At 70.9% G+C, this 14,672-nt stretch carries 10 protein-coding genes and 2 pseudogenes; 3 read left to right on the forward strand and 9 right to left on the reverse strand.

Going from position 1 to position 14,672, the window contains the following annotated elements; genetic code table 11:
- The first annotated feature begins 148 nt into the window (after positions 1-148).
- On the forward strand, positions 149-868 hold the full coding sequence (locus AC38ZX_RS19735) for a phosphotransferase (protein WP_426593456.1): 720 nt from the start codon (positions 149-151) through the stop codon (positions 866-868).
- 26 nt (positions 869-894) lie between these two features.
- Here AC38ZX_RS19735 and AC38ZX_RS19740 read toward each other — a convergent pair whose 3' ends face one another.
- The 5 genes and pseudogenes from AC38ZX_RS19740 to nrdH form a co-directional block, all read right to left on the reverse strand.
- Entirely contained in the window at positions 895-1,194 is a 300-nt protein-coding gene (locus AC38ZX_RS19740) for a DUF1540 domain-containing protein (RefSeq protein WP_426593457.1), read from the reverse strand.
- 299 nt (positions 1,195-1,493) lie between these two features.
- Positions 1,494-2,503: pseudogene (nrdF, locus tag AC38ZX_RS19745) on the reverse strand (class 1b ribonucleoside-diphosphate reductase subunit beta).
- 6 nt (positions 2,504-2,509) lie between these two features.
- Positions 2,510-4,589: pseudogene (gene nrdE / locus AC38ZX_RS19750) on the reverse strand (class 1b ribonucleoside-diphosphate reductase subunit alpha).
- A gap of 35 nt (positions 4,590-4,624) precedes the next feature.
- Positions 4,625-5,041, reverse strand: a complete 417-nt coding sequence (gene nrdI, locus AC38ZX_RS19755; protein WP_426593460.1) for a class Ib ribonucleoside-diphosphate reductase assembly flavoprotein NrdI — start codon at positions 5,039-5,041, stop codon at positions 4,625-4,627.
- Between the two features lie 26 nt (positions 5,042-5,067).
- The gene (gene nrdH / locus AC38ZX_RS19760) at positions 5,068-5,322 is read right to left on the reverse strand and encodes a glutaredoxin-like protein NrdH (protein WP_426593461.1); all 255 of its coding nucleotides are present in this window, start codon (positions 5,320-5,322) and stop codon (positions 5,068-5,070) included.
- A gap of 493 nt (positions 5,323-5,815) precedes the next feature.
- Between nrdH and AC38ZX_RS19765 the strand changes: the two genes are divergently transcribed.
- A complete protein-coding gene (locus AC38ZX_RS19765; protein ID WP_491295595.1) occupies positions 5,816-9,274 on the forward strand; it encodes a heavy metal-binding domain-containing protein in 3,459 nt (1,152 codons plus the stop codon).
- 66 nt (positions 9,275-9,340) lie between these two features.
- Here the strand turns inward: AC38ZX_RS19765 and AC38ZX_RS19770 are convergent, their stop codons facing one another.
- The 3 genes from AC38ZX_RS19770 to AC38ZX_RS19780 all read right to left on the reverse strand — a co-directional run bounded on the left by AC38ZX_RS19770 (position 9,341) and on the right by AC38ZX_RS19780 (position 12,332).
- Positions 9,341-10,165 carry an ABC transporter permease gene (locus AC38ZX_RS19770; RefSeq protein ID WP_426593465.1) on the reverse strand — a complete coding sequence of 275 codons (825 nt, stop codon included), beginning with the start codon at positions 10,163-10,165 and terminating at the stop codon, positions 9,341-9,343.
- Positions 10,165-11,148 carry an ATP-binding cassette domain-containing protein gene (locus AC38ZX_RS19775; RefSeq protein WP_491295596.1) on the reverse strand — a complete coding sequence of 328 codons (984 nt, stop codon included), beginning with the start codon at positions 11,146-11,148 and terminating at the stop codon, positions 10,165-10,167. Before AC38ZX_RS19775 ends, AC38ZX_RS19770 begins: the two co-directional genes overlap by 1 nt.
- A gap of 95 nt (positions 11,149-11,243) precedes the next feature.
- Positions 11,244-12,332 carry an MFS transporter gene (locus tag AC38ZX_RS19780; RefSeq protein WP_491295598.1) on the reverse strand — a complete coding sequence of 363 codons (1,089 nt, stop codon included), beginning with the start codon at positions 12,330-12,332 and terminating at the stop codon, positions 11,244-11,246.
- Between the two features lie 180 nt (positions 12,333-12,512).
- Here AC38ZX_RS19780 and AC38ZX_RS19785 point away from each other — a divergent pair, with 180 nt between their 5' ends.
- Positions 12,513-13,451: a DJ-1/PfpI family protein gene (locus AC38ZX_RS19785; protein ID WP_491295599.1), complete on the forward strand. Its 939-nt coding sequence runs from the start codon at positions 12,513-12,515 to the stop codon at positions 13,449-13,451.
- On the opposite strand, the gene AC38ZX_RS19790 is transcribed toward AC38ZX_RS19785, so the two are convergent.
- Positions 13,424-14,656 (reverse strand): aminotransferase class V-fold PLP-dependent enzyme, encoded by a 1,233-nt coding sequence (locus tag AC38ZX_RS19790; RefSeq protein ID WP_491295600.1) that lies wholly within the window; start codon positions 14,654-14,656, stop codon positions 13,424-13,426. The two genes, AC38ZX_RS19785 and AC38ZX_RS19790, sit on opposite strands and share 28 nt — an antisense overlap.
- Positions 14,657-14,672: the final 16 nt, after the last annotated feature.

The following is a 14,672-nucleotide window of genomic DNA, read 5'->3' on the forward strand; positions in this document are numbered from 1 at the left end:
AATGTCGTATTACCGTCGATGCATGATCCCCTCAGGACTTGCCCCGAACGACCCCACAGGGCGACCGGTGAACGAGTCGCCAGATCCTCCGAGCCTGCCCACTGCGCGGCCCGCACCCGAAGACCCTCTGCCGCCCGTTGACCCTTCGTTGGCGACGGGACCGGTTCCGTCGCTCGCCTCCGGCGAGTTCTCCGACTTGTACGCGCTCGACGACCGCACCGTGCTGCGGCGTGACCGCTCCGGCCGTGACACCACCGAGGAGGCCGACCTCCTGCGTCACGCGGTCGCGCACGGGTTCCCCGCCCCTGCGGTGCTGGCCGCGAGCGGCCCGGACCTCGTCATGGAGCGTCTGCACGGCCCGACCCTGCTGCAGGCCCTGGGCGCCGACGAGGTCACGCTCCCCGAGGCGGCGGCGATCATGGCCGACCTGCACACCCGCCTCCATGCCATCGCGGCTCCCGCGGACTGGGCGGCGAGCGACGCCTGGCCGCGGATCCCCGCCGGACCGGTGCTCGTGCACCTCGACATCCACCCCGCGAACATCATCCTGTCGGAGGAGCACGGCCCGGCCCTGGTCGACTGGGCCAACGCGCGCACCGGCACCGCAGAGCTGGACGTGGCACTCACGGCGCTGATCGTCGCCGAGGTGGCCGTCGACGCGGGCGGCCTCTACTCGCAGGCCGCCCGGGCGTTGCTCGCGTCATTCCTGCACGCGATCGGCGTGGACCCGGTCGGAGCGCTCGACCACGCGGCCGCACTGCGCGTCGAGGACCCCTCGTTGGTGCCCGGCGAACGGGCACTCGTGCCCGCGGCAGCCGCACTCGTCCGCGACTTGGTTGCCGTGGCGACGCCCGCGACGTCGACCTGACGCGCGACGCTACGACGATCGGCGGATCAGGCCGTCGCGAACGTGAGGCAGTCGGCCTCGTCGTGACCCGCACCGATGCGGATCGACGCGGCGGTGCACTCGAGGTGCGAGTTGTGCGTGCACTCCGAGCGCTGGCAGGCGCCGACGTGGGTGACGACCTTGTCGAGGCCGCCCTTCACGCCGAGCGGGATGAACGTGGTGCACTGCGCGTCGCCGGTGCCCCCGCCGATCGTGACGGCGGCCGCGTGGCAGTGCGAGTGGTCGTTGTACGAACAGCCGGCGACCGAACACTCGTCGACGGCGGGCATGTCCATCAGCGTGCTCATGACGACCTCCATGGGGACCGGGGCGGCGCGTTGCTTCGACGCTAGACCCGTTCCGGGCACCCTGCCTAGCCAGTGAGTCCTTGCCTACCCGCAGGTCAGAGGCCATTTTGAGGTGAGGGTGCCCTCAGTCGGACGCTCGTCCGGGCGCCTCACCTGCGGCTACGGTCCCGGTCGGCCCCCGCAGGTGCGAAGGCGACCCGCCCTGTCGTCTCGCTCATGCAGCCCCCTCGCGCTAGACGGCCGAACGGCCGATCCCCACTCGGAGATCGGCCGTTCGCAGGCTGCGGTTGAGCGGCTGGTCAGAAGTCCCAGTCGTCGTCTTCCGTGTTCACGGCCTTGCCGATGACGTACGACGAGCCCGACCCGGAGAAGAAGTCGTGGTTCTCGTCGGCGTTCGGCGACAGGGCCGACAAGATCGCCGGGTTGACGTCGGTCTCGTCGCGGGGGAACAGCGACTCGTAGCCGAGGTTCATCAGCGCCTTGTTGGCGTTGTAGCGCAGGAACTTCTTGACGTCCTCGGTCAGGCCGACGCCGTCGTAGAGGTCCTGCGTGTACTCGACCTCGTTGTCGTACAGCTCGAAGAGGAGCTCGAAGGTGTAGTCCTTCATCTCCTGCTTCTCGGCCGCCGACAGCTTCTCGAGGCCCTTCTGGTACTTGTAGCCGATGTAGTACCCGTGCACGGCCTCGTCGCGGATGATCAGGCGGATGAGGTCGGCCGTGTTGGTGGCTTGGCGCGGCTGGACCAGTACATGGGCAGGTAGAAGCCCGAGTAGAACAGGAACGACTCCAGCAGCGTGCTGGCCACCTTGCGCTTCAGGGGCGAGTCGCCGCGGTAGTAGTTCATGACGATCTCGGCCTTGCGCTGCAGGTTCGGGTTCTCCTCCGACCAGCGGAACGCCTCGTCGATCTCCTTGGTGGAGCACAGCGTGGAGAAGATCGAGCTGTAGGACTTGGCGTGCACCGACTCCATGAACGCGATGTTGGTGTACACCGCCTCCTCGTGCGGCGTGATCGCGTCCGGGATGAGGGAGACGGCGCCGACGGTGCCCTGGATGGTGTCCAGCAGCGTCAGGCCGGTGAAGACGCGCATGGTGAGCGTCTTCTCCTGCTCGGTCAGCGTGGCCCACGACTGCACGTCGTTGGACACCGGCACCTTCTCGGGCAGCCAGAAGTTGCCGACGAGGCGGTCCCAGACGTCCGCGTCCTTGTCGTCGTCCAGACGGTTCCAGTTGATCGCCGAGACGCGGCTGACGAGTTGAGCTTCTCGCTCATCGGGTTGCTTCCTTCGTGTGGTTCGTCGACGGCACAGAGCGGGTCAGAGCATGCACGAGACGCAGCCCTCGACCTCGGTGCCCTCCAGCGCGAGCTGGCGCAGGCGGATGTAGTAGATCGTCTTGATGCCCTTGCGCCAGGCGTAGATCTGGGCCTTGTTCAGGTCACGCGTGGTGGCCGTGTCCTTGAAGAACAGGGTCAGCGAGAGGCCCTGGTCGACGTGCTGCGTGGCCTCGGCGTAGGTGTCGATGACCTTCTCGTAGCCGATCTCGTACGCGTCCTGGTAGTACTCCAGGTTGTCGTTCGTCATGAACGGCGCCGGGTAGTAGACGCGGCCGATCTTGCCTTCCTTGCGGATCTCGATCTTCGACGCGATCGGGTGGATCGAAGCGTCGAGTGGTTGATGTAGGAGATGGAGCCGGTCGGCGGGACCGCCTGCAGGTTCTGGTTGTAGATGCCGTGCTCCTGCACGAGGGCCGACAGCGCCTTCCAGTCGTCCTGCGTCGGGACGTGCACGCCGGCCTCGGCGAACAGCGCCTCGATGCGAGCCGTCCTCGGCTTCCACTCCTTCTCGGTGTACTTCTCGAAGTACTCGCCCGTCGCGTACTTCGAGTCCGCGAAGCCCTCGAACGCGGTGCCGCGCTCCTGGGCCAGCAGGTTCGAGGCCCGGATCGCGTGGTACGCCACCGTGTAGAAGTAGATGTTGGTGAAGTCGAGGCCCTCGTCGGAACCGTAGAAGATGCGCTCGCGGGCCAGGTAGCCGTGCAGGTTCATCTGCCCGAGGCCGATGGCGTGGCCGCCGGCGTTCGCCTTCTTGATCGACGGCACCGACTCGATGTTCGTCTGGTCGGCGACGCCGGTCAGGGCGCGGATCGCGGTCTCGACGGACTTGCCGAAGTCGGGCGAGTCCATCGACAGGGCGATGTTCATCGAGCCGAGGTTGCAGGAGATGTCGCGGCCGACCTCCTTGTAGGAGAGGTCCTCGTTGTACGTCGACGGCGTGGAGACCTGCAGGATCTCCGAGCACAGGTTCGAGTGCGTGATCTTGCCGGCGATCGGGTTGGCCCGGTTCACCGTGTCCTCGAACATGACGTACGGGTAGCCGGACTCGAACTGCAGCTCGGCGAGCGTCTGGAAGAACTCGCGGGCGCTGATCTTGGACTTCTTGATGGCCGCGTTGTCGACCATCTCGTAGTACTTCTCGGTCACGTTGATGTCCGCGAACGGCACCCCGTACACGCGCTCGACGTCGTACGGCGAGAACAGGTACATCGGCTCGTTCTTCTTGGCCAGCTCGAACGTGATGTCCGGGATGACGACGCCCAGCGAGAGGGTCTTGATGCGGATCTTCTCGTCGGCGTTCTCGCGCTTGGTGTCGAGGAACCGGTAGATGTCCGGGTGGTGCGCGTGCAGGTAGACCGCACCGGCGCCCTGGCGGGCACCCAGCTGGTTGGCGTACGAGAACGAGTCTTCGAGGAGCTTCATCACGGGGATGACGCCCGACTCTGGTTCTCGATGTGCTTGATGGGCGCGCCGTGCTCGCGGATGTTGCTGAGCAGGAGGGCCACGCCGCCGCCGCGCTTGGACAGCTGCAGGGCGGAGTTGATGCCGCGCGCGATGGACTCCATGTTGTCCTCGATGCGCAGCAGGAAGCAGGACACGGGCTCGCCGCGCTGCGCCTTGCCGAGGTTGAGGAACGTGGGGGTGGCGGGCTGGAAGCGGCCGGACACGATCTCGTCGACGAGCGAGACGGCGAAGTCCTGGTTCCCCTCGGCCAGCGCGAGCGCGACCATGCAGACACGGTCCTCGAAGCGCTCCAGGTACCGCTTGCCGTCGAACGTCTTCAGCGTGTACGACGTGTAGTACTTGAAGGCGCCCAGGAACGTCTGGAAGCGGAACTTCTTGGAGTACGCGTACTCGAAGAGGGTCTTGATGAAGGCGCGGTCGTACTGCAGCAGGACCGCCGGGTCGTAGTACTTGTTCTCGACGAGGTAGTCGAGCTTCTCGTTGAGGTCGTGGAAGAAGACCGTGTTCTGGTTGACGTGCTGCAGGAAGTACGCCCGCGCCGCCTCACGGTCCTTGTCGAACTGGATCTCCCCGTTCGCGCCGTACAGGTTCAGCATGGCGTTCAGGGCGTGGTAATCCAGGCCGGACGTCTCTACGCGGGTATCTGCGACTGTCGTTGCCAAAATCTTCCCAATCCCTCACGGACGTTGTGGACGTCCTCGCTCGTACCCATGAGCTCGAAGCCGTACAGGTAGGGGACACGGCACTTGGCCGCGATGATGTCCCCCGCGATGCAGTACTTCTCGCCGAAGTTCGTGTTACCGGCCGCGATCACGCCACGGATCAGTGCACGGTTGTCCTCGTCGTTGAGGAACTTGATGACCTGCTTTGGTACTGCCCCACCCTCGTTGCCCCCGCCATAGGTCGGCACGACCAGGACGAAGGGCTCGGAGGCGTGCAGGAACGGGTCTGTCGGCTTCAGCGGGATGCGCTGTGCGTCGAGACCGAGCTTCTGGACGAATCGGTGGGTGTTGTCCGAGGCCGAGGAGAAGTAGATGAGGGCGCTCATCGGTTGATCCCCTCAGCAGGGCGCCGTCAGGCGACGGCGGTGGCCAGACGCTCCGCGAGCGCCTTGATGCGGTCGGGGCGGTAGCCCGACCAGTGCTCGCCGAGGGCGCCGTCCACGACGACGATCGGCGCCTGCAGGTGGCCGAGCGACATGACGTAGTCACGCGCGTCGGCGTCCTGGCTGATGTCCACGACGTCGTACTCGGCGTCGAGCTTGTCGAGCGCACGGTAGGTCGCCGTGCACTGCACGCAGGCCGGCTTGCTGTAGACCGTGATCGTCATCGTGGCTCCTGATTTCTGGCTGCTGCGCGCTCCCCCGAGCCCGCCCTGATCGGCTTGGCAAGACACTACACCTAGTGGTCGGGGAAGCAATGGACCACTAGGGCTTGTAGTGACATGGATGTCATTCTTCACCCTGTGGACAAGAACCAGGCTACCGCGGACCACTGACACGACCCCTCACCAGCGGGTTCGCAGCGGCGTCCACAGGCATCCACAGACCCCCATAGGACACCCACAGGCCGGTGCACATCGCCATGCACACGCCGCGTGTCCGATTCGCCCGAAAATCGTCGGGTGGCGGGCCGGGGACGCGACACGCCGGGCGGTTCTGAGAGCAGGCTCAGCGGTCGTGCGCGACCCACGTCGGTGCGGTGCGCGATGCTGTGCACGTGCAGATCACCACCCTCGGGGCGCTGGCCGTCGACGGCCAACCCGTCCGCGGGGACAAGCTCGCGTCACCCTGATCGGTGCACTGCTCGCCGCGCGCGGGCGCGTGGTCTCGTCGGCCGTGCTCGTCGAGGACGTGTGGGAGGGCATCCCGCCGGACGACGCCGGCGGCGCGGTCCAGGCGCTGGTCTCCCGGGCACGTCGGCTCGGGCTGCCCGTCACCGGGGCGGCCGGCGGCTACCGGCTGCCCACCGAGGACCTCGAGATCGACGTCGCGGAGGCCGAGGCGCTGCTGGAACGCGCGCGAGCCGCCCTCAAGAAGGACGACCCCGGCACCGCCCACCTGCTCAGCATCCAGGCACGGGCCCTCGTGCCCGCCGTCCCCGATCTCGACGACGCCGCGACGGCCCGGCTGCTCGCCGAGATCGTCGGCGTCCGCGCGGAGTCGGGCCTGGCGGTCGGGGACACCGCGGACGTGGTCGACGACCTGCGCCGCTGCGCGCTGCGCACCCCGCCCGACGAACCGCTCGTCGCGCTGCTGGTGCGCGTGCTGGCCGCTCAAGGTCGCGACGCCGAGGCGATCGAGGTGGTCGAGCGGGTCCGCGACGACCTGGCCGACCGGTACGGCACCGACCCGTCGCCCGTCGTCGCGCAGGCCCACCTGGCCCTGCTCCGCGGCGAGCTCGCCGCACCGCCCCCACCGCCCGCGCACGTCCTCGTCCCCGTGCAGCGCGTGCAGCTTCCCGGCGCCTGGCGTCGCCCCGCGACGGCGCTCGTCGGTCGCGACGAGGACGTCGCCGAGCTCGAGGCGGCGCTCGCGACGACCTCGCTGGTCACCATCGTCGCCACCGGCGGGGCGGGCAAGACGCGGCTGGCCACCGAGGTCGCCCGGCGCGCGGCCGCGGGTGGTCGGCCCGTCCGCGTGATCGAGCTGGCGGGCGTGCGCGGGCCCGGCGAGGTGCTCCCGACCGTGCTGGCGGCGATCGGCGGCGCCGACGCGGCCGCCTCCCGCGTCGAGCTCGCGCTGCCGCGCCAGCTGCTCTCGCCCGAGGACCGGCTGCGGCTCGCGGCGCAGGACCTCGACGGCCTGCTCGTCCTCGACAACTGCGAGCACGTGCTGGACGCGGCCGCGACCGTCGTCGGCGACCTGCTCGCCGTGGCGTCCGACGACGTCGTGGTCCTGGCCACCAGCCGCGCACCCCTCGGGCTCGTCGGCGAGGCCGTGCACCGCCTGCGGACGCTCCCCGACGACGACGCCCTGGCCCTCCTGGAGGCGCGCGCGCGGGCGGGGCGGGCAGGGGTGGGCTGGGAGCCCGAGCGCGCCCTCGAGCTCTGCCACCGCCTGGACAACCTGCCGCTCGCGCTCGAGCTCGCCGCCGCACGGCTGCGGTCGATGGCCGTCGAGGACGTGCTCGACGGCCTGACAGACCGGTTCTCCCTGCTCGACGACGCCCTGCGCGGGCTGCCCGAACGGCACGCGAGCCTGTGGGCGATGGTCGACTGGAGCCGCGAGCTGCTGGAGCCCGCCGACCGCGACCTGCTGCAGCGCGTGTCCGTCATCCCGACGGCGTTCACGGCCGAGACCGCGATCGCCGTCGCCGGCACGCAGCCCCACATCGTGCGCCGCGGGCTGGCCACGCTGGTCGAGCAGTCGCTGCTCAGCCTCGACGACCACGACGCCGGTCCGGCCATGTACCGGATGCTCGAGACCGTCCGGGAGTACGGCGAGGCGAGGCTGGACGCCGCGGGCGAGCGCGGCCCGGCGATGAACGGCCTGGTTCGGTGGGCCGGGGTCGAGGCGAGCCGCCTGGCCGACAAGTTCGTCGGCCGCGACCAGGTCGAGGCGCTCGACCGCTGCGCGCAGCAGCAGGAGTCCCTCCTCGCCGCGCTGCGCTGGGCCCTCGACCACGACGACGAGGTGGCGCCGGTGCGGATCGCCACCGCGCTGTTCCACCTGTGGAGCGTGCGCGGGGCGCACCTGGAGGTCGTCGAGTGGGCGCCGCTGATCCTCAAGGCGCACGACCCCGTCGCCCGCACCCGGTCCGCCCTCTACCGCGGCGCGGCCTCCGGTCGACCGCTGCCGGACGCCGACCGGGTGGCGACTGCCTCCGTGTTCGCCGCGATCAACGCGGGCGCGTCCGAGTCCTACCGGATCGCGGCGCTCGCCGGGCGGGTCATCCGGCGGGTGATGACCGACCGCCCCGAGCAGGTGTCCCCGCGCACGACGGCCCTGGCGTCGCTGCTCCCGGGGTTGTCCACCATGGACACCTCCGTCGCGCTCGCCTCGGCCGAGCGGATGATCTCGAACGACGACCCGTTCCTGCGCGGCCTCGGCCTGTTCCTGCGGGCGGCGACGCGCGAGAACGCGGGCGACCCGGGCATGTCGAGCGACGACGCCCGCGAGGCCTACCGGACGTTCGAGCTGGCGGGCGACCACTGGGGCATGGGCATGGCCGCCCAGGGTGTCGGTCAGTGGGAGGGTGCGCGCGGCGAGCCCGAGGCCGAGGAGTGGCTGCTCCGCAGCGTCGGGCACCTCGAGCTCGTCGGCGCCCAGCAGGACGTGCGGAGCATCCGGGTGCTGCTCGACGTGCAGCGCGCGCTCGCGGGCGAGCAGGACGCGGTCGAGCGGCTGCGCGAGGTCACGCTCTCCCCGCAGGTCGAGGACATGGACATCGCGCAGGCGCACATCGGTCTCGCGCACGTCGCCTGGGCGGCCGGGCGGTCCGGCGAGGCCGTGCGCCACGCCGAGGCGGCGTCCGCCATGATCGAGTCGGGCAGGATCCCTGCACCTCAGGCGCGCGTCCTTTTCCGCGTCGCCGCCGCCGTGGTGCACCTGCGCGCCACCGGCCTCAGCGCAGCCGACGACCGGATCGCCGAGGCCCGTGCCGTCGAGCTCCTCGAGCTGGCCGGCCCGGACGCGCAGACGATGGCGGACATGCCCGTGCTCGGCTCCTACGCCCTCGGCGCCGCGGAGCTCGCCGCCTTCCGCGGGGATGCTGCGGCCGCGCGCGAGCTGTGGTCGCTCGGCATCCGCCTGGGCGCCAACCTGGCGATGCTGTTCCAGCTGGGGACGGGTGCGTCGCTCGCCGGGATCCTGGGGGACGACGACGACCGCGAGGCCGCCCTGAGCGCCTGGCGCGACCGGTCGGGCCCCGACGCCGCCACGCGCATCCGCGAGCGCGGCGACCGTCGTCTGACCTACGCTCGGCGCAACATCGGCTCGCACAAGGGGAACGTGATGGACTTTCTGGTCTCGACGATGAACGACGCCCCCGGCTACCGCGTCCAGGCGATCCTCGGCGAGGTGACCGGCCTGACCGTGCGCGCTCGCAACGTCGGCACGCAGATCGGCGCCGGGTTCAAGGCGTTCGTCGGCGGCGAGCTGAAGGGCCTGACCAAGCAGCTGCAGGAGACCCGCGACGAGGCGATGCAGCGGATGGTCGAGACCGCCCGCGCCCGCGGCGCCAACGCCGTGCTCGCCATGCGGTTCGACGCCAACGAGGTCAGTGCCGGCTACCAGGAGATCGTGGCCTACGGCACGGCCGTCGTGATCGTCCAGGCATAGTTCCGGCATCAGCACGCCGACGAGCGGCCACCCCGTGTGGGGTGACCGCCCGTCGTTCGTCGTGGGTCAGACCTTCTTGCGGTAGGCCCGCATGGCCAGCGGCATGAACACCGCGACCAGCCCGACGCACCAGGCCAGCGTCCAGTAGACGCTGTCGCCCATCGGCGTGCCGAGGAACAGACCGCGGACCGACGCGACGAGGTGGGTCAGCGGGTTCCACGCCACGACGTGCTGCATCCAGCTCGGCAGGGTCGCCGCCGGCACGAACACGTTGGACGCGAAGCTGAGCGGCAGGACGATCAGGAACATGATCCCCTGCACCGCACCCGAGGTCCGCACCTTCATGCCGACGAACACCGACACCCAGCTCAGGCACAGGGCGAAGAGCACGGCGAGCAGGCAGCCGGCCAGGGCGCTCAGCGGGTTGGTCATGATGCGGAAGCCCATCAGGTAGCCGACCAGCAGCGTCGAGACCGTGACGATCACGTAGCGGACGACGTCGCCGACCACGGACCCGACCAACGGCGCCGACCGGGGGATGGGCAGCGACTTGAAGCGGTCGAAGATGCCCTTCTCCATGTCGGTGTTGAGGTTCACGCCGATGGAGATGGAGCCCTGGGCGATCGTCTGGGCCAGGATGCCCGGGAGCAGGAACTGCAGGTAGGTGTGCGTGTCACCGGCGACCGCGCCGCCGAAGATGTAGACGAAGATCACCAGGAAGATCGCCGGCTGCAGCGTGACGTCGATGAGCGCCTCGGGCGTGCGCGCCGTCTTGATCAGGCTGCGCTTGGCCAGCGAGAGCGAGTGCCGGATGAGCGGGAGCGGCCGCTTCTTGACCGCGATCGCGGCCGACGGCGTGTGTCGTGCGATGGGAGTGGTGAGGGTGGACATCACGCCACCTCCTTCTCTGGGGTGACGGTGGTGTCGTCCTCGGACGCGGTACGACCCGTGAGCGTGAAGAACACCTCGTCGAGGCTGGGCAGGTGCAGGGAGAGCTCGGTGACGCCGATGCCGACGCTCGCCAGGCGGGAGACCGTGGCGGTGAGCGCGGAGTCGTCGGCCACCGGGACCGCGAGGACGCCCTTGCGGATCTCCTCGGCGCGCCCGTCGGAGGACACCTGCGCCAGGATCGTCGCGGTCTCCTCCAGCCGGGTCACGTCGGACGGACGGACCTCGAGGGTCTGACCGCCGACGATGCGCTTGAGGCCCTCGGGGGTGTCGTGCGCGATCACTCGACCGTGGTCGATGACCGTGATCTCGTCGGCCAGCGCGTCGGCCTCCTCGAGGTACTGCGTGGTGAGCAGGACCGTCGATCCCTCGGTCACCAGGGAGCGGACGACGTCCCACATGTCCTCACGCTTGGCGGGGTCCAGGCCGGTCGTCGGCTCGTCGAGGAAGATGACGTCCGGGCGCCCGACCAGGCTCGCGGCCAGGTCGAGTCGGCGGCGCATGCCACCGGAGTAGGTCTTGGCGGGCCGGTCGGCGGCGGCCGTGAGGTCGAACCACTCGAGCAGCTCGGCGGCCCGGGCGCGGGCGCCCGCCTTGCCGAGGTCGAGCAGCATGCCGAAGAGCACGAGGTTCTGGCGGCCGGAGAGGTCCTCGTCGACGGATGCGTACTGGCCGGTGAGGCCGATCGACTGGCGGACGCGGACGGCGTCCTTGACCACGTCGAAGCCGCCGATCCGGGCGGTGCCGGCGTCGGGGGTGAGCAGGGTGGACAGGATGCGGACCGCCGTCGTCTTGCCCGCTCCGTTGGGGCCGAGCACACCGAGGACGGTGCCGCGAGCGACGGCGAGGTCGACGCCCTGGAGGGCCTTCGTCTCGCCGAAGTGCTTGACGAGGCCGTGGGCCTCGATCACCAGGTCTGTTGTCATGGCTCCAGCCTCGACGACGCCGCTGACAGCGCGCCGACACGCGACCGACACGGTGCATGTCAGTCGGTGTCGGCGCCGCTTTCAGCAGGAAGTCGCTACAGCAGACCGGCGCTCGGGCGGCGGGCGGCCGCCAGCACGACGACGACGATCGACAGGGCGGCGACCGCGACTCCTAGACCCTGCCAGCCGCCGCCCGTCGCGAGCGCGCCGGCACTCAGGGCGCCGATCACCTGGACCGTCGTGGAGGTCAGCTCGGCGATCGGCTGGACGCGGCCGCGCTCGGCCGGGCGGTACGCGGCAGTGACCATGGCGCTGCCGCCGCTGGACGCCAGGTTCCAGCCGACGCCGACGCCGAACATGGCCGCCAGGAACGCCCACGACGCCATGCTCACCGCGGCGGCCGCCCCGGCGACCGCGAGCAAGAGCGCGCCGATCATCGCGATCCGGCGCTCGCCGACGCGGCCGATCCAGCGCGCGACGACGAATCCCGGCGCGAACATGCCGACCATGTGCAGCTGGACGCTGAACGCGGCCTCGCCCTCGGAGTGGCCCATCGACATGCCTGCGATCGGCCCGGCGGTCATCATCGACGTCATCGAGACGGCCGACAGGGCCACGGCCCCGACGCCGAGCAGCAGGCTGGGCTGCCGCCAGAGGACCCTCCGCGAGCGCACGGCGCCGTCGCTCGGCGTGGCGGCCGGCGCGGCGAGCGTGGCCAGCGATTCCGGCATGGTCGCGTTCCAGATCGCCGCCGCGCCGCCCGCGCACGCGACCAGCACGTAGGACAGCACGTACGGCGTGGCCGTGAACCCGCCGACCGCCGTGGCCAGGAAGGGTCCGATGAGCGCCGCGACCAGCCCGCCGGCCAGGACGGTGCTCACGGCGCGGGCACGTTCGGACGGGTTCGACTCGGCGGCGGCGTACCGGTAGTACCCGGCGCCAGCCTGGTAGACGCCGACCAGGGCGGTGCCGAGGCAGAACAACCAGAAGCCGCGCCGCTGCACCGCGAGCGCGGAGACGAGCCCGGCCGGGACGGCGACGGACGCCGCGAACGTGAAGACCCGGCGGTAGCCGCTGCGGCCGATCCAGCGCGAGAGCGCGAACGTCGTCGACGCCGCCACGACCGGGATGAGGCTGAACGGGAGCGTCGCCAGCGCGCGGGTGGGGGCCAGGTGAGCGCCCACGATGCCCGTGAGGGTCAGGTCGACGGAGGTCCCGAGGACGAACAGAAGCTTGGGCGGGGACGAGTCGGCGAGTCAGGGCGCGGGGGTCGGCCAGGGCGGTCTGGGTCACGCCGCCAGCCTGGCTGACCTGCGGGTTCGCGGGCCATCGGCAGGATTGCCAATGTGCGATAGATTCCTGCCATGTCCACGAAGGTCGCCGTCCTCGCACTCGACGGTGTGCTGGCCATGGAGGTCGGCATGCCGTTCCAGATCCTCGGACGGCTGCCGGCGCTGGGGTACGAGCTGGCGCTCTGCGGTGCGGAGCCCGGTCCGGTAATGACCTCGGGCGGGTATCCGGTCGTCGCGTCGCACGGGCTGGAGGGTCTGGCCGACGCCGACACGATCGTCGTCCCGGCCTTCGACATCCCGGCGCGCGAGATCCCGGCGGCGGTCCTCGACGCCCTGCGCAGCGCCCACACCCGCGGCGCGCGGCTCGTGTCGATCTGCGGCGGCGCGTTCGCGCTGGCCGCGGCCGGGGTGCTCGACGGGCGGCGCGCGACGACGCACTGGCGGCTGGCGTCCACGATGGCCGCGCTCTACCCCCGGGTGGACGTCGACCCGGACGTGCTCTACGTCGACGCGGGGTCGGTGATCACGTCCGCCGGCGTCGCCGCCGGGATCGACGTCTGCCTGCACCTGCTGCGCGTCGACCACGGTGCCGCGGTGGCGAACGAGGTGGCCCGGCTCATGGTCGCGGCGCCGCACCGTGAGGGCGGCCAGGCGCAGTTCATCGAGCGGCCCGTCGCTCCCGTCACCGACACCTCGCTGGCGGCGACGCGCGCGTGGGCCCTGCGCATGCTCACCGAGCCGCTGACGGTCGCGACGCTCGCCCAGCACGCGCACCTGTCCGAGCGCACGTTCGCCCGCCAGTTCGTCGTCGAGACCGGGACGACCCCCCTGCGTTGGCTCGTCGCCGCGCGGGTGGACCGTGCCCGCGAGCTGCTGGAGACACGCGACTGGGGGTCGGACCGCGTCGCCGCCGAGTGCGGCCTGGGCACGGCCTCGAACCTGCGGGTGCACTTCCGCCGCGCGGTCGGCGTGACCCCGTCGGACTACCGCAGGTCGTTCGCGGCCTCCTGAAGCCCGATCCCCTCGGCTCCGGCTCGTGCACCTCGAGCAGGGCGCAGCGTCGCCACCAGGCGGTCGAGCTCGTCGTCGCTCGTGTAGTAGTGCGGCGACGCGCGGACCACCTCGGTCAGCCCGCGCGCCCCGAAGTCGAGCTGGGCGGACGAGACCCGCGTGACGCTGACGTTGACACCGCGCGACGCGGCCGACGCGCGGACGTCGTCGGCGGCGCGCCCGTCCACCGTGAACGTGACGATGCCGGCCTTGCGCGCACCCTTGTCGCGGACGGTGACCCCCGGGATCTGTTCGAGCCCGGTCCGCAGACGCGCGGCCAGCGCCACCACGCGCTCCTCGATGGCCGGGAGACCGACCGACAGCGCGTAGTCGGCGGCTGCACCGAGGCCCAGGACGTCGGCCATCGAGCGCTCGTGCGTCTCGAAGCGGCGCGCGCCCGGGACCGGTGCGTAGGTGGTCGGAGACGTCCACGTGGCCGCGCCGAGCCCGAGCACCGGCGGCACGAGGCGCTCGGTGATCGCGCGCGACGCGTACAGGAACCCCGTCCCTCGCGGCGCACGCAGGAACTTGCGACCGGTCGCCGCCAGCAGGTCGCAACCCAGCGCGTCGACGTCGACGTCGAGCTGCCCGACCGACTGGCACGCGTCGAGCAGGAAGATCGCACCCGCCCGCCGCGCCAGCGCGCCCACCTCGGCGGCCGGGTTGACCACCCCGCCGCCGGTCGGCACATGCGTGAGCGCGACCAGGGCGACGTCCGCGTCCAGCGCCTTCTCGAGGGCGTCGAGGTCGACCTGCCCGTGCCCGTCGTCCTCGACCACCTCGAGCGTGGCGCCGGTGCGCTCGCAGGCCTGCAGGAGGGCGATCGCGTTGCTGATGTACTCGGTGCGGGCGGTGAGGATGCGCTGGCCGGGCTTCAGCGGGATCGACGCGAACGCGACGTCCCACGCGACGGTCGCGCTCTGCACCAGGGCGATCTCGTCGGGCCGGGCGCCGACGAGCGTGGCGACCGAGCCGTACACCGCCTCGATGCGGTCCGTGGCCTCCGCCTCGGCCTCGTACGGACCGATCTCCGCCTCCCGCCGCAGGTGCGCGACCACGGTGTCGGTCACCACCTGCGGGCGCAGCGCGCCGCCGGCGTTGTTGAGGTGGGCGACGTGCTCGACGCCCGGGGTGTCGGCACGGACCCGGGCGAGATCGATCGTCACGCCCGGAGTGTAGGCA

Source organism: Cellulomonas sp. McL0606, from assembly GCF_058248365.1.